Source organism: Herbaspirillum sp. SJZ099, from assembly GCF_007828355.1.
Lineage (GTDB): Bacteria > Pseudomonadota > Gammaproteobacteria > Burkholderiales > Burkholderiaceae_D > Herbaspirillum.
Map to the genome: position 1 here is coordinate 148,419 of NZ_VIUO01000005.1, position 25,679 is coordinate 174,097.

25 protein-coding genes and 2 pseudogenes are annotated in these 25,679 nt (G+C 65.0%); 11 read left to right on the forward strand and 16 right to left on the reverse strand.

Annotated elements, in window-relative coordinates; all coding sequences use genetic code 11:
• Nucleotides 1–3 precede the first annotated feature (3 nt).
• Nucleotides 4–1,173, forward strand: coding sequence for a phosphotransferase enzyme family protein (locus FB597_RS12975; protein WP_144769771.1), 1,170 nt, complete (start codon nucleotides 4–6; stop codon nucleotides 1,171–1,173).
• 96 nt (nucleotides 1,174–1,269) lie between these two features.
• Here FB597_RS12975 and FB597_RS12980 read toward each other — a convergent pair whose 3' ends face one another.
• Nucleotides 1,270–1,812 carry a YaeQ family protein gene (locus FB597_RS12980; protein WP_141913486.1) on the reverse strand — a complete coding sequence of 181 codons (543 nt, stop codon included), beginning with the start codon at nucleotides 1,810–1,812 and terminating at the stop codon, nucleotides 1,270–1,272.
• Between the two features lie 186 nt (nucleotides 1,813–1,998).
• On the opposite strand from FB597_RS12980, the gene FB597_RS12985 reads away from it, so the two are divergent.
• From FB597_RS12985 to FB597_RS13000, 4 genes are all read left to right on the forward strand, one after another.
• The gene (locus FB597_RS12985; RefSeq protein WP_144769772.1) at nucleotides 1,999–2,577 is read left to right on the forward strand and encodes a DUF1415 domain-containing protein; all 579 of its coding nucleotides are present in this window, start codon (nucleotides 1,999–2,001) and stop codon (nucleotides 2,575–2,577) included.
• Between the two features lie 338 nt (nucleotides 2,578–2,915).
• A complete protein-coding gene (locus tag FB597_RS12990) occupies nucleotides 2,916–3,266 on the forward strand; it encodes a hypothetical protein (protein ID WP_141913488.1) in 351 nt (116 codons plus the stop codon).
• A gap of 130 nt (nucleotides 3,267–3,396) precedes the next feature.
• Entirely contained in the window at nucleotides 3,397–3,690 is a 294-nt protein-coding gene (locus FB597_RS12995) for a type II toxin-antitoxin system HicA family toxin (RefSeq protein WP_370454694.1), read from the forward strand.
• Between the two features lie 13 nt (nucleotides 3,691–3,703).
• Nucleotides 3,704–4,021: a type II toxin-antitoxin system HicB family antitoxin gene (locus tag FB597_RS13000; protein WP_255517165.1), complete on the forward strand. Its 318-nt coding sequence runs from the start codon at nucleotides 3,704–3,706 to the stop codon at nucleotides 4,019–4,021.
• Between the two features lie 10 nt (nucleotides 4,022–4,031).
• On the opposite strand, the gene cysM is transcribed toward FB597_RS13000, so the two are convergent.
• Complete coding sequence (gene cysM / locus FB597_RS13005; protein WP_144769774.1) at nucleotides 4,032–4,934, reverse strand: cysteine synthase CysM; 903 nt, start codon at nucleotides 4,932–4,934, stop codon at nucleotides 4,032–4,034.
• Between the two features lie 244 nt (nucleotides 4,935–5,178).
• Here cysM and FB597_RS13010 point away from each other — a divergent pair, with 244 nt between their 5' ends.
• Complete coding sequence (locus tag FB597_RS13010; RefSeq protein ID WP_144769775.1) at nucleotides 5,179–6,831, forward strand: isovaleryl-CoA dehydrogenase; 1,653 nt, start codon at nucleotides 5,179–5,181, stop codon at nucleotides 6,829–6,831.
• 10 nt (nucleotides 6,832–6,841) lie between these two features.
• Here FB597_RS13010 and FB597_RS20585 read toward each other — a convergent pair whose 3' ends face one another.
• The 5 genes and pseudogenes from FB597_RS20585 to FB597_RS13030 all read right to left on the reverse strand — a co-directional run bounded on the left by FB597_RS20585 (nucleotide 6,842) and on the right by FB597_RS13030 (nucleotide 10,800).
• Entirely contained in the window at nucleotides 6,842–7,033 is a 192-nt protein-coding gene (locus FB597_RS20585) for a nucleotide-binding domain containing protein (protein ID WP_370454695.1), read from the reverse strand.
• A gap of 145 nt (nucleotides 7,034–7,178) precedes the next feature.
• Nucleotides 7,179–7,781: pseudogene (locus FB597_RS20590) on the reverse strand (four-carbon acid sugar kinase family protein); the annotation flags it as partial.
• A gap of 96 nt (nucleotides 7,782–7,877) precedes the next feature.
• Entirely contained in the window at nucleotides 7,878–9,182 is a 1,305-nt protein-coding gene (locus FB597_RS13020) for a ribulose-bisphosphate carboxylase large subunit family protein (RefSeq protein ID WP_144769776.1), read from the reverse strand.
• Nucleotides 9,183–9,184: 2 nt separating this feature from the next.
• Nucleotides 9,185–9,724, reverse strand: coding sequence for a VOC family protein (locus FB597_RS13025; RefSeq protein WP_144769777.1), 540 nt, complete (start codon nucleotides 9,722–9,724; stop codon nucleotides 9,185–9,187).
• 35 nt (nucleotides 9,725–9,759) lie between these two features.
• Nucleotides 9,760–10,800, reverse strand: a complete 1,041-nt coding sequence (locus tag FB597_RS13030) for a TRAP transporter substrate-binding protein (protein ID WP_144769778.1) — start codon at nucleotides 10,798–10,800, stop codon at nucleotides 9,760–9,762.
• A gap of 211 nt (nucleotides 10,801–11,011) precedes the next feature.
• On the opposite strand from FB597_RS13030, the gene FB597_RS13035 reads away from it, so the two are divergent.
• A complete protein-coding gene (locus tag FB597_RS13035) occupies nucleotides 11,012–12,091 on the forward strand; it encodes a LacI family DNA-binding transcriptional regulator (protein WP_144769779.1) in 1,080 nt (359 codons plus the stop codon).
• Between the two features lie 15 nt (nucleotides 12,092–12,106).
• Here the strand turns inward: FB597_RS13035 and FB597_RS20280 are convergent, their stop codons facing one another.
• From FB597_RS20280 to FB597_RS13050, 3 genes and pseudogenes are all read right to left on the reverse strand, one after another.
• Nucleotides 12,107–13,936 carry a hypothetical protein gene (locus FB597_RS20280; RefSeq protein WP_186442782.1) on the reverse strand — a complete coding sequence of 610 codons (1,830 nt, stop codon included), beginning with the start codon at nucleotides 13,934–13,936 and terminating at the stop codon, nucleotides 12,107–12,109.
• A 165-nt stretch (nucleotides 13,937–14,101) separates the two neighbouring features.
• Nucleotides 14,102–14,194, reverse strand: a pseudogene (locus FB597_RS20595) (amino acid ABC transporter permease); the annotation flags it as partial.
• A 72-nt stretch (nucleotides 14,195–14,266) separates the two neighbouring features.
• The gene (locus FB597_RS13050) at nucleotides 14,267–15,097 is read right to left on the reverse strand and encodes a helix-turn-helix domain-containing protein (RefSeq protein WP_144769780.1); all 831 of its coding nucleotides are present in this window, start codon (nucleotides 15,095–15,097) and stop codon (nucleotides 14,267–14,269) included.
• A gap of 91 nt (nucleotides 15,098–15,188) precedes the next feature.
• Between FB597_RS13050 and FB597_RS13055 the strand changes: the two genes are divergently transcribed.
• Both FB597_RS13055 and FB597_RS13060 read left to right on the forward strand, forming a co-directional pair.
• Nucleotides 15,189–16,418 (forward strand): MFS transporter, encoded by a 1,230-nt coding sequence (locus tag FB597_RS13055; protein WP_144769781.1) that lies wholly within the window; start codon nucleotides 15,189–15,191, stop codon nucleotides 16,416–16,418.
• A gap of 316 nt (nucleotides 16,419–16,734) precedes the next feature.
• Nucleotides 16,735–17,961 carry an HD-GYP domain-containing protein gene (locus tag FB597_RS13060; RefSeq protein ID WP_144769782.1) on the forward strand — a complete coding sequence of 409 codons (1,227 nt, stop codon included), beginning with the start codon at nucleotides 16,735–16,737 and terminating at the stop codon, nucleotides 17,959–17,961.
• Between the two features lie 31 nt (nucleotides 17,962–17,992).
• On the opposite strand, the gene FB597_RS13065 is transcribed toward FB597_RS13060, so the two are convergent.
• From FB597_RS13065 to FB597_RS13075, 3 genes are all read right to left on the reverse strand, one after another.
• A complete protein-coding gene (locus tag FB597_RS13065) occupies nucleotides 17,993–18,583 on the reverse strand; it encodes an OmpA family protein (protein WP_144769783.1) in 591 nt (196 codons plus the stop codon).
• Nucleotides 18,576–19,013, reverse strand: a complete 438-nt coding sequence (locus tag FB597_RS13070; protein ID WP_255517174.1) for a FecR domain-containing protein — start codon at nucleotides 19,011–19,013, stop codon at nucleotides 18,576–18,578. The genes FB597_RS13065 and FB597_RS13070 overlap by 8 nt, the downstream gene beginning before the upstream one ends.
• Nucleotides 19,014–19,177: 164 nt before the next feature.
• Nucleotides 19,178–20,197 carry a GlxA family transcriptional regulator gene (locus FB597_RS13075; protein WP_144769785.1) on the reverse strand — a complete coding sequence of 340 codons (1,020 nt, stop codon included), beginning with the start codon at nucleotides 20,195–20,197 and terminating at the stop codon, nucleotides 19,178–19,180.
• 62 nt (nucleotides 20,198–20,259) lie between these two features.
• On the opposite strand from FB597_RS13075, the gene FB597_RS13080 reads away from it, so the two are divergent.
• A complete protein-coding gene (locus FB597_RS13080; RefSeq protein WP_255517166.1) occupies nucleotides 20,260–21,435 on the forward strand; it encodes a DJ-1/PfpI family protein in 1,176 nt (391 codons plus the stop codon).
• A 109-nt stretch (nucleotides 21,436–21,544) separates the two neighbouring features.
• Complete coding sequence (locus tag FB597_RS13085) at nucleotides 21,545–22,201, forward strand: DsbA family oxidoreductase (RefSeq protein WP_141914182.1); 657 nt, start codon at nucleotides 21,545–21,547, stop codon at nucleotides 22,199–22,201.
• An 86-nt stretch (nucleotides 22,202–22,287) separates the two neighbouring features.
• On the opposite strand, the gene FB597_RS13090 is transcribed toward FB597_RS13085, so the two are convergent.
• The 3 genes from FB597_RS13090 to FB597_RS13100 all read right to left on the reverse strand — a co-directional run bounded on the left by FB597_RS13090 (nucleotide 22,288) and on the right by FB597_RS13100 (nucleotide 25,550).
• Nucleotides 22,288–23,445, reverse strand: coding sequence for a Gfo/Idh/MocA family protein (locus FB597_RS13090; RefSeq protein WP_144769786.1), 1,158 nt, complete (start codon nucleotides 23,443–23,445; stop codon nucleotides 22,288–22,290).
• A gap of 46 nt (nucleotides 23,446–23,491) precedes the next feature.
• Nucleotides 23,492–24,502 carry a sugar phosphate isomerase/epimerase gene (locus FB597_RS13095; protein ID WP_144769787.1) on the reverse strand — a complete coding sequence of 337 codons (1,011 nt, stop codon included), beginning with the start codon at nucleotides 24,500–24,502 and terminating at the stop codon, nucleotides 23,492–23,494.
• A gap of 112 nt (nucleotides 24,503–24,614) precedes the next feature.
• On the reverse strand, nucleotides 24,615–25,550 hold the full coding sequence (locus FB597_RS13100; protein WP_144769847.1) for a substrate-binding domain-containing protein: 936 nt from the start codon (nucleotides 25,548–25,550) through the stop codon (nucleotides 24,615–24,617).
• Nucleotides 25,551–25,679 lie beyond the last annotated feature (129 nt).

A 25,679-nucleotide genomic window follows, 5' to 3' on the forward strand; every position in this document is an offset into this window, starting at 1 on the left:
ATCATGGACGCGGCTTCCCACCACCTCACGCGCGTCATCAGCCACGGCATGAATGCCGAGACGGTGATTTCCGACTGGCCCGCGCTGACCTCGGCCGAGGTCGCGCGCGTGTTGCGGCATTATCCGCAGGCCGGCACGCCGCAGCGCCTGGAGTGGCACAGCCCGCGCCCGTTCTCGGCGGCCTGCGTCATGCATACCGATGCCGGCGAGATTTTTATCAAGCGCCATCATGTACGCGTGCGCGACATCGCCGCGCTGGCCGAGGAGCACCGTTTCGTGGCGCACCTGCACGCCAACGGCCTGCCGGTCAGCACCGCGCTGCGGACGGTGGACGGCGCCAGCGCGCTGGCCGACGAGCATTGGACCTATGAAGTGTTCTGGCTGGCGCCGGGCGTGGACCTGTACCGCGACGCCATGTCATGGACGCCGTTCTCCAGCCGTACCCATGCGTTTTCGGCCGGCGCCATGCTGGCGCGGCTGCACCAGGCCTCGCAAGGTTACGATGCGCCGGCGCGCGCCGCGCGGCCGCTGATTTCCAGCTTCACGATTTTCTCGCAGGAAGATCCGGTGCGCCCGCTGCAGGCCTACATCGAGCAACGCCCGGCGATCGCCGACTACCTGCATGACCGGCCCTGGCGCGGTGAAGTGGCACAGCACCTGCTGCCGTTCCATGCCCGCCTGAAACCCTACCTGGATGAGATGACGCCGCTGTGGACGCACAACGACTGGCATGCATCGAACCTGCTGTGGAGCGACGGCAGCGCACTGGCGCAGGCGCAGACGGTGCTGGACTTCGGGCTGTCGGACCGCACCTGCGCGCTGCACGACGTGGCCACCGCGATCGAACGCAACATCGTCGAATGGCTGGCGATCCCGCACCGGCCCGACCAGTTGATCCACCTCGACCTGCTCGATGCGCTATTGGACGGCTATGCCTCGCAGCTGCCGCTGACGGCGCGCCAGACGCGCGCGCTGGCGGCGCTGTTGCCGCTAGTGCATGCCGAGTTCGCGCTGGCCGAGCTGGATTACTTCCATGGCGTCACGCATTCGCCGCAGAACGCCGCGCTGGCTTACGATACTTACCTGCTGGGCCACGCCGCCTGGTTCAACACCCCGGAAGGGCAGCGGCTGCTGGATCACCTGCAACGGCGGGCCGATGCGCTGCAGGCGTGAAGCGCCGGCTGCCGGCATGCCGCCATGGCGGTTGTGCGGCGCCAAGCCCTGACTTGCGCCAGGACGACCGGGTAACGCGAACAAGGGATGGGCGCCTCAGGCGAAATCCTTGATCGTCTCCGGTTCGATCAGCACCATGTTCTCATTGGCGCCCAGCCACACCTGGCCATCCTGGATGGTGCATTGCAATTGCATCGAACGCTGCGCCAGCGCCGCCAGCGCCTGGCTGGCTTCGGCCGGGATATTCACCACCTTGAGGTTCTTGGCGCGCTCGACGCGGCTGCCGGTCTGGTTCCACCAGATGTTGGAAACGCTGCTGTAGCTGTATACCAGCACGCGCCCGGAACGGCCGCAGGCCTTGAGGATGGCGCGGTCGTCGGGCTGGCCGACTTCGATCCACAGCTCGATGGCGCCGGTCAGGTCCTTCTGCCACAGGTCGGGCTCGTCGGTATCGGACAAGCCCTTGCCGAAGGCCAGCGCCTGGCTGGCGTTGAGGGCGAAAGCCAGCACCCGGATCATCATGCGCTCATCGGTTTCGGACGGATGGCGCGCAATGGTCAGCGCATGGTTTTCGTAATAGTGCCGATCCATGTCGGAGATCTGCAGGTCGGCCTTGAAGATGGTGGATTTGAGCGCCATGGGGAAATCTCGAGGTAGACGGATACGGATGGTGCAGCGGCTGCCATCGCCGCCGCCAAAGGTTGGCAAGCATAGCCCATCCGCGCGGCGAATGGGCGGCGAGTTTCGCGCCCCTTCACGTCACTTCTCGCCTCCTCTCGCCACTATGCGCCACTATGCGCCACGGCGGCCATGCGACAATATCGCATGGACACCCCATCTTCCCCGCGCAGCGACGCCGATGTCGTCGCCCTCACCCAGGCCTGGCTGGAACAGGCCGTGATCGGCCTGAACCTGTGCCCGTTCGCCAAGGCCGTGCACGTCAAGCAGCAGATCCGTTACCAGGTCAGCCATGCCACCGAATGGGAGGCGCTGTCCCGGGAGCTGGAACAGGAGCTTGAACTGCTGGCCCAGGCCGATCCCGAACAGATCGATACCACGCTGCTGATCATCCCGCTCGCATTGGCCGACTTTCTGGAGTACAACGACTTCCTGGACTGGGCAGACCGCCTCCTGGCGCGCCTGGAGCTCGATGGAGAACTGCAGATCGCCAGTTTCCACCCGGCCTACCAGTTTGCCGACGCGCAACCGGACGATATCGAGAACTACAGCAACCGCTCGCCTTTTCCCATCCTGCACCTGTTGCGAGAAAGCAGCATCGACCGCGCCGTCGCAGCCTACCCCGATGCCAGTGCAATTTTCGAGAAAAACATGGCTACCTTGCGCAAACTGGGCCTATCCGGCTGGAATGCCTTACCGTTTGTCGTGTCAGATAAACAACACTAACAAATCTCGAAAAATTCCTGTTAATATCTGTTACAAATTCGAAATGAGTTTCTGCAACTATTGTGGAATAGTATTTTCTGACCTCATGAAATTTGTGCAATTATTTCTACGCAGACATAGAATCAGTTATGTGGCGCGGAGGAATCAAGTGCACCGGTCAGAGAACTCAATGCCCAGTGTTGAAGTCGTTCTTTGATAGGACTAGTCTTTTATCTTGCAGAAAAAAGGCCCAAAGCCTTCGCCTCAGATAGAGTTAGTCGCGTTTTGCAGTTTTACCAACAATTAATGCTTAGGCGGTCAAGCCTTCACAAACATCTGCATAATGGAACGTCCCGATCATGACTACAACTACCGATACTGCTGAAACCAATTCCGTTTCCGACAACGTCAACTACGATCCGAACCACCTGCTTGATGCGTTGATCGAAAAGCTGCACCTGAAAAACGATGCCGCCTTGTCGCGCGCCCTGGAAGTGGCGCCGCCAGTCATCAGCAAGATCCGCCACCGCCGCTTGCCGGTGGGCGCTTCGCTGCTGATCCGCATGCATGAGGTCAGCGAACTGTCGATCCGCGAACTGCGTGAACTGATGGGCGACCGCCGCGAGAAATTCCGCATCAGCGACAAGCAATTCAAGCCGAAGCCAGGCGCCGCCCCCGCGGCCGCGCCGGCCGCAGGCGGCGCTGAATAAGAAAACGGAGCCTCTACCGCCAATGCCGTTCAGTGAAGAACTGAACGGCATTTTTGTTTGTACAACCCATCCCCCCTCTGTTCTGAGCAGACCGCATCCGTATTGAAGAGCGCACAGGCGCACCAGCAAATTGATATCAAAATTTGATATCATTTCCAGTCTGAAAAGCGCTCATCAAAAAACACTGGCCGCCCTCTTCGCCAACCCGCTTCCATCATCAATGGAGTGGCGCAAGATCGAAGCGCTATTCATGGCGTTGGGAGCCGACACCATCGAAGGCAATGGCTCCCGCGTGCGTTTCGTTCTCAATGGAGAAATCGGCACGTTTCACCGGCCGCATCCGCACAAAGAGGCCAAGCCGTATCAGGTACGCGACGCCAGGTTTTTTCTGCAGAATGCCGGTGTTGATCCGGGAAAGGAATAAGGGAATGGGAACGATGACTTACAAGGGATACGCAGCCCGCATCGAATACAGCGATGAAGACGAAAGCTTCATCGGCCACATCGCAGGCATCCGTGACGTGGTTGGCTTTCACGGCAATTCCGTCGCCGAGCTCAAGGCTGCGTTCGAAGAGGCGGTAGACGACTATCTCGCAACCTGCGAAAAAATCGGCAAAGCGCCGCAAAAGCCCTACTCCGGCAAGTTCATGCTGCGGGTCACTCCCGAAGTGCATGCGCATGCCGCGACCATGGCCGAAGCCCGCGGCCTCAGCCTGAACGCCTGGGCCGCGGAGGCCTTGATGCATTACCGCTGACGATGCTCCATCAGGCCGGAAACACGCCGGTCGACAAATAACGGTCGCCGCGGTCGCACACCACGAAAACGATGGTGGCGTTCTCCACCTGGTGCGACAGGCGCACCGCCACCTGGCACGCACCCGCTGCCGAAATGCCGCAGAACAGCCCTTCGGTCACCGCCAGTTTGCGCGCCATGTTCTCGGCATCGGCCTGGCTGACCGATTCGGTCTGGTCCACGCGCGACTTGTCGAAGATCTTGGGCAGATAGGCTTCCGGCCATTTGCGGATGCCGGGAATGGAGGAGCCTTCGGCCGGCTGCACGCCAATCACTTGCACCCCGGGGTTTTGCTCCTTCAGGTATTGCGACACGCCCATGATGGTGCCCGTGGTGCCCATGGCGCTGACGAAATGGGTGATCCTGCCCTGGGTGTCGCGCCAGATCTCTGGGCCGGTGGTTTCATAATGCGCCAGCGGATTGTCCGGATTGGCGAACTGGTCGAGGATCAGGCCCTGACCCTCCTTCTGCATTTGCTCCGCCAGGTCGCGCGCGTATTCCATGCCGCCGCTCTTGGGCGTGAGCACGATCTTGGCGCCGTAGGCGGCCATGCTCTGGCGGCGTTCCTCGGAAAGGTTTTCCGGCATCAACAGCACCATCTTGTAGCCGCGCATGGCAGCCACCATCGCCAGCGCAATACCGGTGTTGCCGCTGGTGGCCTCGATCAGGGTGTCGCCCGGCTTGATCTGGCCGCGCGCCTCGGCGCGGGTGATCATCGAATACGCGGCGCGATCCTTGACCGAACCGGCCGGGTTGTTGCCTTCCAGCTTGCCGAGGATGATGTTGTTGCGGCGCTTGGCTTCCTCGCCGCCGATACGCGGCAGCTGGATCAGCGGCGTATTGCCGATGGTGGACTCGATGGTCGGATAAGACATCTGTTTGGCTTCCTTGCGCAATCCCCGGTGGGATCGGTCTTTGGTCGAAAGAGTCATTTTAATATGACTCTTTATCATGTGCTGGCAAGCCAACCCAACAAGATGCTTATATAGATATAGCCAATTCATTTAAGCCCGCGGCCCGCCTCCTACATGGCCTACACTGCGCAAAGGGATACCCGGCAAACAAAAAACGGCAAAAGGGATCCTCGGCCAATGACCCGAGATGCGCCACGGAGACAACATGCACACCCACGACATCGTCAACCAGGTTCCCGACCTGAGGGATTACAACCTCTACACCAGCGACGCCGCCCTGAGCGAAGGCGTCCGGCGCGAAGCCGCCGGCTGGCACGCCTGCGCGCTCGCCAGCCACGGCGCCGAACTGGGCAGCGCCGAAGTGCTGGAACTGGCGGAACTGGCCAACCGCCATACGCCCGAGCTGCAGACCCACGACCGCATCGGCCGCCGCATCGACGTGGTGAACTTCCATCCTTCCTGGCATGCGCTGCTGGAACTGCTGCGCCGCGCCGGCCTGCACGCCCTGCCCTGGATCCAGCCCGGCGATGGCGCCCATGTGGCGCGCGCCGCCGGCTACTTCATGCATGCGCAGGTGGAGGCCGGCTCGCTTTGCCCCACCACCATGACCTTCGCCGCCATCCCGGTGCTGCAACAGGAACCCATGCTGTTCGAACAATTGCGCCCGCAGCTGCTGGCGCGCGAGCATGACGGGCGCGACCTGCCCATCCGGCACAAGCGCTCGATCCTGATCGGCATGGGCATGACCGAGAAACAGGGCGGCTCGGACGTGCGCAGCAACGCCTCGAGCGCCATGCCGATGGACATGCAGGCGCAAGGGCGCGGCGCCTCTTACCTGCTGTCCGGCCACAAGTGGTTCTTCTCGGCGCCCATGTGCGATGCCCACATGATACTGGCGCGCACCGGCAACGGCCTGTCCTGCTTCTTCGTGCCGCGCTGGCTGCCTGACGGCGGCAAGAACCCGATCCTGATCCAGCGCCTGAAAGACAAGCTGGGCAACCGCTCCAACTCCAGCAGCGAAGTCGAGTTCAGCGAGGCGCTGGGCATCATGGTCGGCGAGGAAGGCCGCGGCATCCCCACCATCATCGAGATGGCCAACCATACGCGCCTGGATTGCGTCATCGGCAGCGCCGCGCTGATGCGCCAGGCGCTGGTGCAGGCCATCCACCATGCGCGCCACCGCAGCGCCTTCGGCCGCCGCCTGGCCGAGCAGCCGCTGATGCGCAACGTGCTGGCCGACCTGGCGCTGGAAAGCGAAGCGGCCACGCTGCTCATGCTCAAGCTGGCGCATGCCTTCGACGCGCCGGACGATCCGCTGGCGCGCGCCTGGAAACGCATCGTCACGCCCGCCGCCAAATTCTGGATCTGCAAGCGCGCGCTCGAATTCACCGGCGAATGCATGGAAGTCTGGGGCGGCAACGGCTACGTCGAAACCGGCCCGATGGCGCGCCTGTACCGCGAAGCGCCGGTCAACTCGATCTGGGAAGGTTCGGGCAACGTGATGTGCCTGGACGTACTGCGCGCCATCGAACGCGAAGCGCAAGGTTTCACCCTGCTGCTGGACAGCCTGGAACAGGCCGCCGCCGACCATGTGCTGCTGCAAGCGCGCGTGCAAACGTTGAAAGCGCTGCTCTCGGTCCCGCCGACGCAGCGCGAAGCCCTGGCGCGCCGCTTGGTGCAGCAGCTGGTGCTGGCGCTGCAAGGCATGCTGATGCTCCAGCACGCGCCCGCGGCCAGCGCCGACGCCTTCCTTGCCGGCCGCTGCGAGGCAGATGGCGGCCGGGTATACGGCACCCTGGGCGCATCGACGGTGGCGGCGCAAGAAAACATCTTGCTGCGGGCATGGCCGCTTCCATAGCAAACGGCGTTCAGCCGTTCCCCCCGGCCAGCAATTCGAACAGGTCGGCCGCCCCCATCTGCCCGCCCTTCAACATCAGCTCGATGCCGTCGAGATGGGCGGCATCGGCATGCGCGCGGCACAGCGCCACGCCGGCCGACACATTGCCGAGATACGACAGCCCCCAGATATCCAGCGCCTGAGAGGCTGCCAGCCAGCACAAAGACCGGGCCGGCCGCGGCCCCGATCCGGGCCGCATCGATCGGCGTCGCCGGCGGCAGCCATCCCTGGATGCGCCACCATGCGGCGAGACTTTGCGCCACGCTGCTGGCGCCGATGGCCAGCAATTCCTGCTGCAAGGCGCGGCGCCAGATCACACTGCCGATCACGGCCAGGTCGCTCTCGCCGGCAACGTCGAACAGCACCGCATCGGCGCCGCCGTCCAGGGCCGCGTCGACATGCGCATCGAGCTGCGCCGGTTCGGCGTACAACGGATAATGCAGCCCCGCCACCGCCAACTCCTGCTGCCGGAGATGCGCACGCATGTCAGCCTCATGCATCGGCGTGACCGGATGGCAGCGCATGGTCGGATGGCGGTCGATGCGCACCACCTCGCCGCCGGCCTTCTCCGCGGCGTAGAGCTGGCTGAACAGGCAGAAGCGCCGCAGGTTCGGCTGGCCGCCGACGATGGGCACGAAACGGTTGGGGATGCGTTGGCGCCAGATGCGCAGGGCGGCGCCGATGCTGCCGATGTGCGGCGCGCTGTCGAAGGTAGAGCAGATCTTGTAATGCGTCACCGGCACGCGCAGTTCGCCAAAGAACGCGGCCACCGGTTCCAGTTCGGCGCGCATCTGGCCAGGATCCATGGAACGCGCGGCGCCGGCGATGCCCAGGCAGTCCAGTTCCCCGGCCGCATGAAGCTGTGCCGCGGTGGGCACGCGCAAGAACAGGATGCTGCGCAAGCCGGCCAGCGCTGCCGTGGCCAGCGTGTCGGTGGCGCCGGTGAAGTCGTCGCCGTAGAAGGCGACCTTGGGCCGGCCGTCGAGAAAACGCGTATTCACATCACGTCACTTCAGCTTGGCGCCGTAGAAGGCGATGGCGCGCCGCAGCTCCGGCGCCTCCCGCGCGTACTCTTCCAGCGCGATGCCGGCGCGCGCCGCCGCCCACGCCTGGCGCAGGCTGGCCACGCCGGCGGCGGCGCCGTCCGGATGGGCCAGGATGCCGCCGCCGGACAGGAAGATCACATCGCCGCTGCCGATGGCATCGAAGGTCGGCCGCACGGTGCCGGCCCATTGCCCGTTGGAGAACACCGGCATGACGGCGTCGTCGCCGGCCATGGGCGCCAGGCAGGCGCGCGCCGACTCCACCACCTCGTCATTGGATTCGGAGAACTTGCCGTTCAAGCCATGCACATGCAGGTGGTCGACTCCGGCCAGGCGCCACATCGCCTGATAGGCGGCAAACGACATGCCCAGGAGCGGCTCGCGCGACATCATGCCGAAACCGTTGCGGTGCCCATGCAGCGCCAGCGGCGTACTGCGGCGCAGGCTTTGCACGGCGGAGAAGCCGCACCAGTTCAGCCCCACCATCACGCAGCTGCCGCCCTCGCGTTCCACCAGCTCGGCGTGGCGACGCATGGCGTCGAGCTCGTCGGTGATGTTGAAGGCCACCATCACCCGCCGCCCGCTCTTGTCCTGGTAATCGCGCACGCGCCGCATGACCGCCCGCACCCGCTGCTCCAGCGGCGCATGGCCAGGGTTGGCGCACACCTCGTCATCCTTGATGAAGTCGACGCCGGCCTCGCACAGCCGCCCCACCAATGCCGCCGTTTCTTCCGCCGAGAGGCCGACGTTGGGCTTGATGATCGTGCCCAGCAGCGGCGCATCATCTACTCCGTCCACGCCGGCCAGCCGGCGCGTGCCGGCGATGCCGTGGCGCGGCATATCGAACTGGCGGCGATAGGCCGGCGGTAATGCCACATCCAGCAAACGCAGGCCGGTCACCTGGCCCAGGTCGAACAGGTTGCCGGCGACGGTGGCGGCCAGGGTCGGCAGGTTGGGGCCGACGTTCTCCACCGGGAAGGAAATGCGCACGCGCGCACGGCGATAAGGGCCGGTGATCTTCTGGCGCTGCTGCCATGCATTGGGCAGGCTGGGTTCAGCGACCGTTTCCAACGCGTCGATTCCCATCACCACGGCGCGCGCGCGTTCGCGCAAGCGGTCGGTCTCACCCTCGACCCGGACGAAGGTGCCGCAGGACTGCTCGCCCGCCATCACTTCCGCCACCTGGGCCGGATCCAGCGGCGTCTCGATCAGGTAATCGGCGATGAAACGGCTGCCGTCGGCCGGCAGCGCCAGGTGTGCGGGCCCCATCGTCACATCTTGCCCAGGTCGGGGAAGGCGCGCACCGGTTCGCTGCCGTCCCACTGCTCGGCCGCCTCGCGGATGATGCGGAATACCTTGCCCTTGGGGCCGGCCACTTCCGACAGTTCGATCACGGTACCGGGATGGTATTCGGTCTCGAAGTAGACGAAACGGCCGCGCTCGCCCACCTCGCCGCTCATGCCGACCTTCCATCCCCGGTCGAGCAGGCTTTGCAGGTCGCGGTCGAAATCTTCGGTCCAGTACGCCAGGTGTTGCAGCCCGGTGCGTCCGCCGCGCATGAAGTCGCGATACATCGAGGGCGTATCGCTGCGCTGCTGGATCAGCTCCACCTGCACGCCGCCGGAATTGGCCAGCGCCACCGAGTTGTGGATATCGTAGGCCTGGCCCCGGTAGCGGTAGTTCTTCAGCGGCACGCGTTCCATGTAATAGAACGGCCCGACGCCGAGCACTTCGGTCCAGTATTTCATGGCGGCGTCGATGTCTTCCACCACATAGCCAAGCTGTTTGATCTCTCCGAGAAACCGGCTCATGTTCTTCCTTTTTATTCTGGTTGATATTGCACGCCTCAGGCCAGCTTACCGGTGTATTTTTCCAGCAGGCTCCAGGCCTCTTCGCCGAATTTCTTGTGCCACTCGGCATAGAACCCGGCGCTGCGCAGCTTGGCGCGGAAGGCGTCGTTGTCGATATTGTTGAACTGCAGCCCCTTGGCTTTCATATCCGCCACCAGCGACTCGTTGAGCGCCTTGACGTCGATACGCTGCTTCAGGCCGGCCTCGTTGATGTTGCGCGCGACGATCTCCTGCAGCTCCTTGGGCATGCGTTCGAACGACTTCTTGTTGCCCATGAACCAGAAACCGCTCCAGACATGGTTGGTCATCGAGCAGAACTTCTGCACCTCATAGAACTTCACGGTGGAGATCACCGCCAGCGGGTTCTCCTGCCCCTCGACGATCCTGGTCTGCAGCGCCGAATACACCTCGGCGAAGTTGATGCTGGTAGGCGAGGCGTCGAAGCCGCGGAACAACGAGGTCGCCAGCGGGCTGGGCGGCACGCGCAGCTTCATGCCCTTGAAGTCTTCCGGTTTGGCGATCGGGCGGGTACTGGTGGTCACCTGGCGGTAGCCGTTGTCCCAGCACTTCTCGAAGGCGAACAGCGAGGTCTTCGCCGCCAGTTCGCGCCGCACATACGCGCCCAGGTCGCCGTCCATCGCCGCCCACACCTGGCTGTAATCGCGGAACGCAAAGCCGACGCCGCTGATCTGCCCGGCCGACACCAGCGTGCCCAGCACCTCGGGCGAAATGGTGAAGAAATCGATGGCGCCCGAGCGCACCTGCGACAGCATGTCGGTATCGGTGCCGAGCTGGCCGTTGGAATAGACCTGCAAATCCACCCTGCCCTTCGATTCGGCGGCGATCTTTTCGGCCATCTCCTTGGCGCGCACATTCATCGGGTGCGTCATCGGTAGGTTGTTGCCGTACTTCAGCGTGAACTCGGCGGCATGCGCCGACCCCGCGTAAAAACCGCCCGCCACCGCCGCGGAGGCGAGCGAAGCCTGCTTCAGAAAATCGCGGCGGCTGGAACGGAAGTTCTGCTCGGGCTTGCTCATCGTCGTCTCCTTGGTGTTGTATCCGGCGCATGACCTTGCGCGGCTTGTTTTGATGATGTTTTCTGATTCGATTTGATTTAGACTTTCCTGCACGCCGCAGCAAAATATCCCGGTCAAATCAAGGCATGGCGAAGAATATCGCCGCCGAATCCCAGAGGTCAAAGCAGTTTTTTGATGGTTTTTGATGCAAACTAAAAGATCCAGGCAAGCCATGTCCGACACTCCTCGCAACGCTCCCCCGGGACGCGCGCGCGTCACCGATATCGCGGCCGCCGCCGGCGTCTCCACTGCCACGGTCGACCGTGTGCTGAACCAGCGCCCCGGCGTGCGCGCGGCGACCCTGCAAAAGGTGATGAAGGCCGCCGCCGCGCTCGACTACCTGCCCGAGTCGGATCTCTACAAGGCCATGCGGCCGCGCCCCATGCAACTGGTGTTCCTGCTGCCGCCGCGCAGCAATCGCTACATGCAGATGCTGGGCGACTACATCGGCTTTGCCGAGGACCATCTGGCGCCCTTCAACGTGCGCTGCAAATGCCACCACATCGAAGGCTTCAATCCGCGCGTGCTGGCGCAACGCCTGCTGCATTACGGGCGGCAAGCCGATGGCGTGGCCTTCATGGCGCTGGAACATCCGCTGGTGCGCGAAGCCGTCAATACCCTGGTGGAGGAAGGCGTGCATGTGGTGACGCTGATTTCCGACCTTTCCAACTCGCGCCGCGCCGCCTATGTCGGCATGGACAACCGCGCCGCCGGCCGCACCGCCGGCTACCTGCTGGCGCGCTTCCTGAACCGGGACCTGGCCCATCCGGGCAGCGGGCGCAAACCCGGCAAGATCGCCATGATCGCCGGCAGCCTCAGCTATCGCGGCCACGAGGAAAGGGAAATGGGATTCCAGCATGTGCTGGAAGAGATGTGCCCGCAAGTGCAGGTGGTGGGCCTGCGCGAAGGCCACGACGACGCCGACGCCAACTACAAGCAGGCGCGCATCCTGCTGGAGCAGTATCCGGACCTGGCCGGCATGTACAACATCGGCGGCGCCTCCGACGGCGTGGGACGCGCATTGAAGGAATGCGGGCGCGACCAGAAAGTGGTGTTCATCGGCCACGGCCTCACGCCCGACACCCGCGGCCTGCTGATCGACGGCACCATGGATGCGGTGCTCACGCAGCACCCGCAAAACATGGTGATGAATTGCGTGCGCATCTTCAGCAACCTGCGCGAGCGGCGCGACGCGCTGGCCGGCGTGGAAGCGGTGCGCATCAGCGTGATCCTGCGCGAGAACCTGCCATGAGATGCAATACGCTCTTCAGGGGAACAAGGGCGGCATCGAAGGGCTGCGCTCGCCCCATGCCACAAACAGCTTATGGCGGCGCGGGCGGATGCGGCGCTTGCGCAGCCTGGCATAGACCAGTTCGGAGAGCGTGCGCTGTTCGGCATTGCTCATCCTGAGCGAGAAGCGGTACATCCTCAGCAGCATCAGCGCATTGCCCATGAACGCCAGATCGGCCGCCTCGCTGCGCGCCAGGGCGGCCAGTTGCGCGGCCAATGCCAGCACGCGCGCGCCGATGGCGTTGTCGGCCGATGGCCCGGCGCTCTTCAATTCGGGCAACTCCTGCATATCCTGCAGGCCGATCCGGTACAGCGTGTAGCGGTAGTCCGGTTCCAGCGACGCTTCGTCGCCGGCCCGTTCCCCGATGCCTACGCCGGCCAGCCCGGCGAGCAGCTTTTCCAGCGCAGAGAAGCCGACCGCATGGCCGCGCCCTTCCTCCGAGCGCCAGCCGCCGCCGCGCGGACTGAGCAGCCAGGCGAGGAAGGCATGATCCAGCCCGGTATCCCGCGCCGCCCGGCTGCCCAGGATGCGCCGGGCCAGCACCTTGTCTTCATCGCTCATGCGGTAATACTGCGGACTGGCGACAGCGCGTATCGACACCGCCGGCTGCGCCGGCCCATCGCCGCCATTGGCGCGGGAAAAACGATAGGCGGCCAGGTCGTCGGCCAGCGCATCCACCTCTTCCAATGCCAGCCCATTGGCCGCGGCGTAGGCATAGGCTTGCGCCAGATAGCGCCGGTCACCGAAACCAAGAAAGTCGCAGCTGTGCATCGACATGCCGCTGGAGCGGGCGACCATCGGCTCATCCTCGCGCCGGCTCACGCCGAACACGCGCTGCAACAATGTCTGATAGGCATCGTCCTGCGCCGCGCGCACCATGCCCGATACCGGCAGGATATCCACCAGCTTCGGCGCCGCGGCCATCAGCGCCAAGGCCGATGGCGTAATGCGCGCCAGCGCCAGTCCCCGGACGCCACCGCCGGCCAGCGCCAGCGGGCCGGACGGCAGCACCAGCGACTCCAGCATGCGCACCAGGTCGGCCTGCTGCTGCGGCGGCAACGGCGCCCCGGGCCTGAGGCTGTCCAGCGCCAGGTATTGCTGCATCAATTGCACATAGTTGGGCGGATACGCAGTACGCTCCAGCGGCGACAGGCTGGCATAGAACGCCAACCCGGCTTCGATCACCGGACGCCAGTCGCCGCTCGTCATGGCGCGCTGGAATATCGGCGCCCAGAAGCGGTGGTCGAGTTCGACGCGCTGGTTGGCCGCGGCATAGCGCTCGTTGACGGTATAGGCGCCGCTTTCGTCGTAGACGATGGTGGAGAGTTCGGCGCGGCTGCGCCCGGCAAAGGGATTGGCGGCGCGGCCGTACAGCGACGCGGTTGCTTGTTCGGCCTGCCTGAGGCGAGCCGGATCGGCGGAGTCCGGACGTTCGCGGTCGGCTTGCGCGATGGCCTCGGCGCCGCGGCGCGCGGCCACCAGGCGCGCCTCGATCGCATACAGCGTGGCGCGCGTGATGGGGAGCGGATCGGTGGAGAGCGCATCGGCAGATGCCGCAGCCGATGCGGACGATGCCGAGGACGATGCCGGCTGCGCGGCCGCCGCCGCGTCCAGCACGCTGGCGAAAGCCGCCAGCAGGCGACCCTGCGCCGACAGCGTCAGCGTCACGCCCTCTTCCGGCGCCGCTGGCTGCGTACTTCCGGTGCTTGCCGTATTGTCGGCGTCGTCGTTGCCGGGCGAGGCCTGCGATGTGAAGCGCGACAACGCTTCGCGCGCCGCCACGGCTATACCGGTTTCGATGGCCATGTCATTTCCCTGATCGGGATTCTCATGACTTGGTTACGGACGATGGCAAGCAATCTTTACAGTTGAAAAGAGCGGACGGAAAAAATAGGGATAATTTTTCCGGCGGCTGTTGCCCGCGTGCATGTCCGATCCGTCGCGTATCGATACCACCCGTATCGGAGCGCTGCGACCGTTGCGCTGGCCGATGCTGCAGGCGCGCCCGCAGAAATCGGCCAGCGCGCTGACGTACACCAATGAAATGCCCTGGAACGGCACGATCATGCGGCGAGCGTATCGCAACATTTGTCGCCATTTTTCGTCGTGATGTCGTGCCGGGCCAGGCGTCCTCGCTCAAGCCTGCGTCGCGCCCGACGCCATGCGCCGCTTTTCCTGGCGCAGCAGGTATCGGTTGGGCGACGCCCGCAACGCCTTGCGGAACATGTTGCCGAAGGCGCTCTGGCTCTTGTAGCCGAGCGCCTGCGCCACCACGCCGACGGCCTCGCCATGGGACAGGCGCACCAGCGCTTCGCTCAGATGCACTTGCTGCACCCAGTGCCTAAACTGCAAGCCGGTCTCTTTCGGGAACAGGCGGATCACCGTGCGCACGCTGGCGCCGCCCACGCCGGCCCAGTCGGCCAATGAAAACTGCCGGCCCGGATCGTCCAGGATGGCCTCGCAAATCGCCACCAGCCGCCGGTCGTCCGGCCAGGGAATCTCGATGGGAATGGCCGGCGCGCGCGTCAGCTCGGACAGGATCAGTTCTGCCACATGGCCGCCGCGGCTGCCGGCGGCATAATCGGTGGGCTCGGCCAGCAGCGCCAGGATCAGCTCCCGCAGCAGCACCGACACTTCCAGCAGCCGGCAGCGCTCGCCCAAGGCATCGGCCGGCCCGGCTGCGATATAGAGCGTGCGCATGCTGACGTGGCTGAGCATGCGTATCTCATGCTCGACATGCGGCGGCACCCACAGCGCGCGCTGCGGCGGCACGACCCATACGCCGTGCGGCGTACGCACCTGCATGACGCCATCGACCGCATACAGCAATTGCCCGCGCGGATGCGAATGGGCGCTCAGCAAGTCGCGATGCGCCAGTTCACGGGAAAAGGCCACCACCGGGCAAGGCACCGATTGCAGCGCTTCGGCCTCGCTGCTGGGGCTGACGGGACGTAATCGGGCCACCATGGCACTTAATCGATAAAAATTGTCATGAAAATGAATAGATGCCAATGATACGCTTGCGCATCCCCACACTACAACCGAAGACGTTTTCGCAATGACAACCGATACCACGACAGCGGCGCCGGCCGATACCGGCGCGACATCCTTGCCCCCTGCCGGCGCGGCCCAGCCGCTGGTGATGAGCATCATCCTGGCCGCCGGCGGCGCCCACCTGATCAACGACATGATCCAGGCGTTGCTGCCCTCGATCTACCCGATGCTCAAGGCCAACTACCACCTCAGCTTCACCCAGGTCGGCCTGATCACGCTGACCTTCCAGGTCACCGCCTCGCTGCTGCAACCCTGGATCGGCATGTACACCGACCGGCATCCCCAACCCTGGCTGTTGCCCAGCGGCGCGGTCGCCACGCTGGTCGGCATTGTGATGCTGTCGATGGTCGGCAGCTTCCCGGCCTTCCTGCTGGCGGCGGCGCTGATCGGCATCGGCTCCTCGACCTTTCACCCGGAAGCCTCGCGCATCGCGCGCATGGCATCGGGCGGGCGCTTCGGCCTGGCACAGTCGACCTTCCAGGTCGGCGGCAATGCCGGTTCGGCGTTCGGCCCGCTGCTGGCGGCCGCCATCGTGGTGCCTTACGGCCAGGGCAACGTGGCCTGGTTCGTGCTGCTGGCTATCGTGGTGCTGTCGCTGGTCTCGGGCTGGTATCGCCGCCACCTTGCCGCCAACAAGGGCAAAGCCCGGCCGCGCCCGGCCCAGGCGCTGCCGGCCTCGACCGTGCGGCGCGCCTTGCTGGTGCTGGCGCTGCTGGTGTTTTCCAAGTACTTCTACATGGCCAGCTTCACCAGCTATTTCACCTTCTACCTGATCGACCGCTTCCACCTGTCGGTGGCGAATTCGCAGCTCTACCTGTTCCTGTTCCTCGGCGCGGTGGCGGTCGGCACCTTTGTCGGCGGCCCCATCGGCGACAGGATCGGGCGCAAGCTGGTGATCTGGATCTCGATCCTCGGCGCCGCTCCGTTCGCCTTGCTGCTGCCGCACGCCAACCTGTTCTGGACCGGCGCGCTGTCGGTGGTGATCGGCCTGGTGATCGCCTCGGCCTTCTCGGCCATCGTGGTATATGCGCAGGAACTGGTGCCGGGCAAGGTGGGCATGATCGCCGGCGTGTTCTTCGGCCTGATGTTCGGTTTCGGCGGCATCGGCGCGGCCTTGCTGGGCCACCTGGCCGACCTGTATGGCATCGCCTGGGTCTACGGCCTGTGCGCCTTCCTGCCGCTGGCGGGCTTGCTCACTGTGTTCCTGCCCGACCTCAAGGAGCAGCGCGGCTAAGCGCCCACGGCCGGGCAGCGCCGACAGGCCTCTCTCCCTCTGTTCTCGCGGGCCCGGTTCCCGGGCTCCGCCCTTCTTCCCTTCCTCCCGCATGCTTGCGCATGGCCGCAAGCTGCGCCGCCCGCCGCCATCGCCCGGGGTTGCCCCGCCGTCTTTACATGATGTGGGGCGGCGGCCCCGCCCGTTCCCTTCCGGGCTGCCATATGAGATGATTGGCGTGCGGCAATCCCGGGATGGTCCGCGTGGGCTCCCGCTCCCGACACGATAAAAACCGATATACCTTTTCCCCCGGCGCCCGGAGGAAAGAAGCGCAGACATGCTGAAGAAAATCAAAGTGGAGGAACTGGTCCTCGGGATGTATTTCGCCGGCTTCGACGATGCCGCGTGGATGAACCACCCGTTCTGGAAGAACAAGTTCCTCATCAAGAATCCCAACGAACTGAAGCAGGCCCGCGCCAGCGGCATCGCATATTGCTGGATCGACACCGCCAAGGGCAAGGATGTCGTCGCCCCCGAAGAAGATGAGGATGGCGCGCCGGACGAACCCGCGGCCACCGCCGCAGCGGCCGCAGCCCCGGAGCCGGCAACGCCGGCGCTGGACCCGGCGCTGGTCGATGCGCAAAAACTATGCGAAACCGCCAAGAAGGCGACCCAGGCCATGTTCGCCGAGGTACGCATGGGCAAGGTGCTGGACATGGAGCGCTGCGTCAGCGTGGTCGAGGAAATCGCCAATTCGGTGCTGCAAAACCCCAATGCGCTGGTGAGCGTGGTGCGCCTGAAACTGGCCGACGAATATACCTACCTGCACTCGGTGGCGGTGTGCGCGCTGATGGTGGCGCTGGGCCGCACCCTGGGCATGGACGAGACTTCCTGCCGCGAAGCCGGCCTGGGCGGATTCCTGCACGACATCGGCAAGGCCTTCATCCCGCATGACATCCTGAACAAACCCGGCAAGCTGACCGAGGAAGAATTCGCGATCGTGCGCAAGCATCCGGAGCTGGGCCACAAATACCTGAGCCAGGATACCAACGTGCCCGACTATGCGCGCGACGTTTGCCTGCACCACCATGAAAAGATCGACGGCAACGGCTATCCGGAAAACCTGCGCGGCGCAACGATCTCGCTTTACGCGCGCATGGCGGCGATCTGCGACGTGTACGATGCGCTCACCTCCGAGCGCCGCTACAAGCACGCCTGGGATCCGGCCGAAGCGATCTCTTCGATGGCAACCTGGACCGGTCATTTCGACCGCGCCATGTTCCTGGCTTTCGTCAAGACGCTGGGCATCTATCCGGTGGGCTCGATCGTCAAGCTGGAATCGGGACGCTCGGGCTTCGTGATCCGGCAAAACGACAAGGACCTGACGCGCCCGGTGCTCAAGGTATTCAACTACAACAACGACCGGGGCGTCAGCGATACCGAGATCCTCGACCTGCTGGCCACGCCAAACGCCGACAACATCGTCGCGCGCGGCGGCGAGGAGTGGGCGCGCCTGAGCCATCTCGACGCCATGCAGTTGCTGAGCACGCGGGCGCTGTCCTGACCGGCAACGCGCCGCGGCTGTGCTGCCGCGCTTAGCGGATACGGATCTCGACGAAACGGTTGCGCGGTTCCGGCACGCCCTTCTTTTGCGGTATGCGCGGCTCGCGCGCGCCCTTGCCGACCACCTCGATGCTCAACGGCGCGATCCTGGCGCGGATCAGCTCGCGCTCGACCAATTGCGCGCGCCGCACCGACAGGCTCTCGTTGATGGCATCGCTGCCGATATTGTCGGCATGCCCGACCAGGATGAATTCGCCGGCAGGGAATGTGCGGAACTCCTCGATGGCCTCTTCCAGCAGCTTGCGCGAGGCAGGCGTCAAGCGGTCGCTGCCCAATTCGAACAGCAACTCGTAAGTGCGCGGCCGCAATGGCAGGCTCTGCATCACCGGCGCGTAGCGCGCCTGCACTTCGGACTCGCTCAGGGTCGCGGCTTTGCCGATCTTGCCGGACGCGCTCTCCACCGAAGCATAAGGCGTCGCCAGCGCCGCCTCGCCGGCCGCCGTCTTGACGACGATGCTGCTGTTAGAACCATCCGGCTGCGGCAGCAGCACGAAGCGCTCCGTGGGGCCGGCGCAACCGGCCAGCGCCAGCACGGCAAGGCACAGGGCCAACGACTTATTCATCGCCCACCTCCACGATGAAGTCGGTGCCGCGGATGCCGATGGTGGCCGTCGGCGTGGCCACCTGCTGACGCTCCGGCGCATGCTTGCCGATCAGGCCCGAGACATAGCGCAAGGTGCCCTTGGCCACCCGCACGGCAATGTTGCCGTCGCCGGAACTCTCGTTGAATTTGAAGTCTTCCAGCACAAAACTGGTCTTGGGGCCGAGCGACATCAGCGTGTCATCGCGCAAGGTGATGCCGGCAGCCGCATCGGCGGCGGTGACGATGCGATCGCCGGAATACAACTTGTCCCCGACCTGGGCCGGCAGCTTCTGCTCCTGCCGCTGCACCTGCACATCGCCGCGCACCACCTTCATGATGCCGGCGAAGCGGTTCTCCTGGGCCTGCGCACCTGATGCGGCGCAGGCCAGCGCCGCTACCACCATCGCCACGGATGACAAATGGCAAACGAATCCAGAAACAGGCCGCGCCCGCATGAGATGCCCCTTTTCTTGATGATTTACTAATGGATGAGCCGATATCGCGCCGCCCAAACCCGCCAGGCGGAAGCGGCCATTATAGAACCCATTTTCATCAATGGCCCGAGGGCATCCCCCTACCGCGCAGGGCCGCCCGCCGCAAATCGCGCCCGATAGTCGGACGGCGTCACTCCCAATTTTTCCCGGAACAGCCGATGCATTGTGTCCGCGCTCTTCAATCCGCTTTTCTCCGCCACGCGCTCAATCGTCCATGCGGTATTTTCCAGATGGCGGCATGCATGGTCGAGCCGCATGTCCAATACGTAACGCGCCGGGGTCTTGCCCACCTTCAGCTGAAACTGCCGCGCGAAATTGCGCGGACTCATGGCCGCGCGTTCGGCCAGCGCGGCCACGCGCAAATCGTGCTGCGGATGCTCCAGCATCCACGCCAGCAAATCGGCGAACAGGTCGCTTTCCGCATCCTGTCCCGCCAACGTTGCGCTGAACTGCCGTTGTCCGCCCGGACGATGCAGGAACAACACCAGATCGCGGGCGATGGCGGCGGCCACCGCATGCCCGAGATCAGCCTTGACCATTGCCAATGCGAGGTCGATGCCGGCCGTCACGCCGGCCGAAGTGTGGAGCCTGCCGTCGATCCGGTAGATGGCATCGGCGTCCACCCGCGCTTGCGGAAAATATTCCTGCAATGCCTCGACGGCTGCCCAGTGCGTCGTCACCGAGCGGCCGTCCAACAGGCCCGCGGCCCCGAGCACGAACGCTCCGGTACAGATGCTGCCGATTCTCCGCGCCCGCCCGGCATGCTCCCGCAGCCAGCCGATCAAGGCCGGATCAATGGCGGCGCGGCGTATCGCCGGTTCATGACCGCCGGCGACGAGCAAGGTGTCGATGTCCGCGGAAATGCCGGACAACGGCTCGATGCCGGCCAGCATCAAGGGCGAGCGGGTACGGATGGCCGCGCCATCGACTGATGCCACGCGGATGCGGTAAGTACCGGGAACCTGTTCCTCGGCCCGCGTGAATACGCCGATCGGCCCCGTCAGATCGAGCGGTTCAGTTCCCTCGAAAGCAACGAAGACAATCTGCCTGGCAGCATGGCGATGGGCCGGCGTTGGCAGAAAATCAGATTTCTTTGTCATGGCAATCCTATGATGATCGACCTACGATACTGCCTCCACCACTCTGGCGACACGGACGCAGCATGGAAAGACGATTATTCTTATCCGGGATGACAGCCTTGGGCATGTCGATGGCGACTATTGTATTGGCGTCGCCCGGCCGAGGCCTGGATGCGGCATCGACATCGACATCAACATCAAATGACCGGGATGATCCGATGTCGGCCTTGCGCCCGCCGAAACGGGCGCGACCGCTGGTCGCCATCGTTGCCGACAATCGCGGAACCGAAACCACCGACCTCATGATCCCTCAGGCGGTACTGGCCCGTTCGGGCCTGGCCGAGGTCATCGTGGTCGCCCCCGAGCCCGGCAACATTGCGCTGATGCCTGCGCTTGCCATCGCCGCGCAAAGCACCCTCGCGGCCTTCGACCTTGCCTATCCCGAGGGCGCCGACTATGTCATCGTGCCCGCCTTCCACCACGACGACAGCAAAGGCCCCATCATCGACTGGATCAAACGCCAGGCGGCGTCACGCGCCATCATCGCGGGAATTTGCGAGGGCGCCAAAGTGCTGGGACGGGCCGGCCTGCTGGACGGCCGCAACGCCACCACGCACTGGTATGCCGCCGGGGAGTTGCGCTCCAGGCATCCGACGCTGCGGTGGACGCCCCATCGCCGCTACGTTGTCGACCACGGCATCGTCACCACCACGGGTGTATCCGCCTCCCTGCCGGTTTCCCTGAAACTGGTGGAAGCAATCGGGGGCAGCGGCGCCGCCCAGGCGCTGGCAGCAAGCCTTGGCGTGGCCGACTATGGCGACGCGCATGACAGCGACCGCTACCGCCTGGGCGCCGCCCATGTCTGGAACGCGCTATCCAACAGCGCCGCCGTATGGCGGCACGAAACGATCGGCATTCCGGCCGAGCCCGGCGTGGATGGCATCGCCTTGGCGCTAGCGGCCGATCCATGGTCCCGCACCTATCGCTCCCGGGCGCTGGCATTGGGGGCGTCCCCCTCGGTACCCACCCGCGACGGACTGGACTTGCATATCGATGCCCGGATGGACGAAGCGCGCGCCGACCTGGTAGTCCCGCTTGACGCCGGCGCGCCTCCGGCCAAGCAGCTTGACACCAGCCTGACGGCAATCGCAGCGCGCTACGGACATGGCACCGCCGACCTGGTGGCGCTGCAGCTGGAGTATCCATGGCCCTGCCCATCCCCGGCCGGCGGCACATGCCCCGCCGGGGCCGCCGCATGACATCCGCGCATGGCATCCGCGCATCGGATTTACAATAGCCTCATTCATCAACACCACCTGCCGACCAGTCCACAGGTCTCACGCATGAGGCTCATCCACCATGACTAATATGACTAACGCCCTGAAAATCGACTTCGTCTCCGACATCGTATGCCCCTGGTGCGCGATTGGCCTGGCCAGCCTCAACACCGCGCTCGAACGCATCGGCCCGGCGGCGCAAACCGAGATCGCCTTCCATCCCTTCGAACTCAACCCGAACTTGCCCGCGGCAGGCCAGTCCCAACTCGAACACATCACCGAAAAATACGGCATCACGGCCGACCAGGCCCGCGCCAATCGCGAGCAGATCCGGGCCAGGGCGGCCGCGGTCGGCTTCACGATGAACCGGGACGATGCCAGCCTCGTCTACAACACCTTCGATGCCCATCGCCTGTTGGCCTGGGCGCAAGAAAGGGGCGCGCAGGCGGCACTCAAGGCAGCCCTGTTCACCGCCTATTTCACCGATGGAAAGAACATCGCAGACCGGGATGTGCTGGCCGATATCGCCCGGCAGGCCGGCCTGGATGGCATGGAGGCGGGTGCGATGCTGGCATCGGACCAGTTCCGGCAACAAGTGCGGGAAGAAGAAGCGCTGTGGGTCCAGCGCGGCATCAACAGCGTCCCGGCAATCGTCGTAAACGACCGCTACCTGATCTCGGGAGGCCAACCGCCGGAAGTGTTTGAACAGCAAATCCGGGCCATCCTGGCGGGCGACGTGCAAGGCTGACGATCCGCAACCGCGTTCATAGGCGATATGGACGGCGCGGCATGGCTCCCGGGTTGCATGGCCGCTGCCTGGCGGACAAGCCGGAGTTACCCCAGCGCCGTCCACTTCCGGCTGCTCGCCGCCGACTCCACCACCTTCTCGATAAAGCGCACGCCCTGCCTGCCGTCTTCCACACGGGGATAGTCGGCCTCCAACGGGTCGGCGATGCGGCCATCCGCGCGCGCGCGGATGTCGGCCGCCACGCCCAGGTAGACATTCGCAAAGGCTTCGATGAAAGCCTCGGGATGGCCGGCCGGAATCCGGCCCGCGCGCCGGGCCGATTCGCTCAGCCATGGCGAGCCGCGCGTCAGGATGCGGCGCGGCCCGTCCAGCGGGGAATGGACCAGCTGGTTCGGCTCCTCCTGGCGCCATACCAGCGTGCCCAGTGTGCCGGAGACCTGCAGCCGCAGATCGTTCTCCAGTCCCGCCGCCACTTGCGACGCCACGATGATGCCGCGCGCGCCTTCGGCATAGCGCAGCAGCAATTGCGCATCGTCGTCCAGGCGGCGGCCGGCGCCGAAGACGGTGAGATCGGCGCACAGCGCGTCCGGCCGCAGGCCGGTGACGGTGGCGGCCAGGTTCTCGGCATGCGAACCGATGTCGGCCATGGTGCCGGCGCTGCCGCTGCGCAGCGGGTCCAGCCGCCAGTCGGCCTGCTTGTTGCCGCCGTCCACCGCGGCGGCCAGCCAGCCCTGGTTGTATTCCACGGCGATCTTGCGCAGCGTGCCCAGCGCGCCGCTGCGCACCAGGTGGCGCGCTTCGCGCACCATCGGGTAGCCGGTGTAGTTGTAGGTCACGCCGAACACGGTGCCGGCCTTGCGCACCGCGGCCACCAGCTCATCGGCCTGGGCTCCGGTGTGCACCAGCGGCTTGTCGCATACGACATGGAACCCCGCTTGCACGAAGGCCAGCGCCACTGGGTGATGCACATGGTTGGGCGTGACGATGCTGACCAGGTCGATGCGCTCGTCGGGGCCGCGGCGCAACTCGTCGGCCAGCAGTTCCTGCCAACTGCCATGGTTGCGGCCGTCGGCAAGGCCCAGCGCGGCGCCCGATTCGCGCGCGCGCTCAGGCGAGGACGAGAGCGCGCCGGCCACCAGCTCGAACTGCCCATCCAGCGCCATGGCCTTGCGATGCACGGCGCCGATGAAGGCGCCGTGGCCGCCGCCCACCATGGCGTAGCGTAGTTTTCTTTGATTGGACATACCTGGAGCCCTTGTTGGTGTTGGTCGTCGTGGCGGTCCGGCCGGATCAGGCCTGCCGGTCCCTGGCAAACACGGCGTCGAACGCGCCGGCCGCGGGCTTGAAATCGAGCCGCCGGCAAAAGGCCGCGCTCTCGGTGGCGCCGTGCACGCGATCCATGCGGCTATCCTCCCACTCCACCGAGAGCGGCCCCTGGTAGCCGATATCGTTGAGGGCGACGATGATCGATTCGAAATCGACCATGCCCCGCCCCACGCTGCGGAAATCCCAATGCCGGCGGGCGTCGCCGAAGCTGGTGTGGCCGCCGAACACGCCCACGCTGCCATCGCCCTTGCCCCACCAGACATCCTTCATGTGGACGTTGTAGATGCGGTCGGCGAACTGGCGGATGAACTTCACATAGTCCACGCCCTGGTAGGCCAGGTGGCTGGGATCGAAGTTGAAGCCGAAGCGCCGGTGCCCGTTCACCGCGGCGATGGCGCGTTCGGCCGAGGCGATGTCGAAGGCGATTTCGGTCGGGTGCACTTCCAGCGCGAAGTTGATGTCGTGCCGTTCGAATGCATCAAGGATTGGACCAAAGCGCTGCGCGAAGTCGGCAAAGCCCTTGTCCCAGTAGGCTTGCGTGGTCGGCGGGAAGGCATAGATGGCATGCCAGACCGAGGAACCGGTGAAGCCGGTGACCGTCTTCACGCCGAACCTGGCGGCGGCCAGCGCGGTGTCGGCCAGCTCGCGCGCGGCGCGCTGGCGCACGCCTTCGGGGTCGCCATCGCCCCACACATGGGACGGCAGGATGGACTGGTGGCGTTCGTCGATGCGGTCGCACACCGCCTGCCCCACGAGGTGGTTGCCGATGGCCAGGCATTGCAGCCCGTGCCGGGCCAGCAGCGCGCGCAGGTCCTTGACATACTGCTCGGACGCCAGCGCCTGCTGCACATTGAAGTGGTCGCCCCAGCAAGCCAGCTCCAGGCCGTCGTAGCCCATCTTCCGGGCCAGCGGCGCCAGTTCCGCCAGGGGCAGGTCGGCCCATTGGCCGGTGAAAAGAGTGACGGGTCTTGGCATATGCCGGACTCCTGTTGCGCGTGTTGCGCGATGCGTTGAGCGCGCGGCCCGATCCCGGCCGCCGCGCAAGGAAAGCGTCCCGCCCCGCATCGGAGCGGGACCGGGCCGGTCATCAGAACGGCGAGTCCGGGAAATAGAAGCTCTTCGCGTTGTCCCTGGTGATCAGCACCGAAGGGATGATGGTCGTGGACGGCAGCTTGTCGCCCTTGATGCGCGCCTCGGCGGTGAGCTTGATGGCGTCGTAGATGAACTTGGGGCTATACGACACGTTGGCCTGGATCAACGGATTGCTGCCGTCGATCAGCGTCTTGATCATGCCCTTGGCGCCGGCGCCGCCGAACACCAGCTTGATGTCCTTGCGCCTGGACTGCTCGATGGCCTTGAGCGCGCCCACCGCCATGTCATCGTCGGCGGCCCATACGGCGTCGATCTGCGGGAAGCGCGTCAGGTAGTCCTGCATCACCTTGAAGGCATCGTCGCGGTTCCAGTTGGCATACTTGGCATCGAGCAGCTTGATGTCGGGATGCTGCTTGAGCACGGCGTTGAAGGCATCCATGCGCTCGTTGTCGAGCGTGGTGGCGATGCCGCGCATGGCCACCACATTGCCACGGCCGTTGAGCGCCTTGGCGATGTACTCGGCCGGGATCTTGCCGAAGGCCGTGTTATCGCCGGCGACATAGGCGTCCTGCGCGCTGGCGTCGGTCAGGCCGCGGTCGACCACCGTCACATAGACGCCTTTGGCCTTGACCTGGGCCACCGGCTTGGTCAGCGCCGCCGATTCGAAGGGAAAGACCACCAGCGTGGTGATCTTGTTGACCGTGACCAGGTCCTGCAACTGGTTGGCCTGCTCAGGCGCGCCGCCGGCGGTCTTGACGATGACCTGCAGGCCCGGATGGGCCTTTTCCAGATCCTTCTTGGCCTGGTTGGCCCAGTACACGATACCGGCCGTGAAGCTGTGCGTAGCCGACGGAATGGCGACACCGACCACTACCTTGTCGGCTTGCGCCAGGGCCGGCCCAGCCAGCGCCAGCGCCGCTGCGACGCCCATGGCCGACAGGGCCAGGCGGCGGCTCAAAGAAAGCTTGCTGTTCATGCGTTGTCTCCTGTTGTCTTATGAAAAGGCCGGGCAAACCGGCCGGTTGGGGAACACACTGCAAACTGCAACCGATAACTGGAA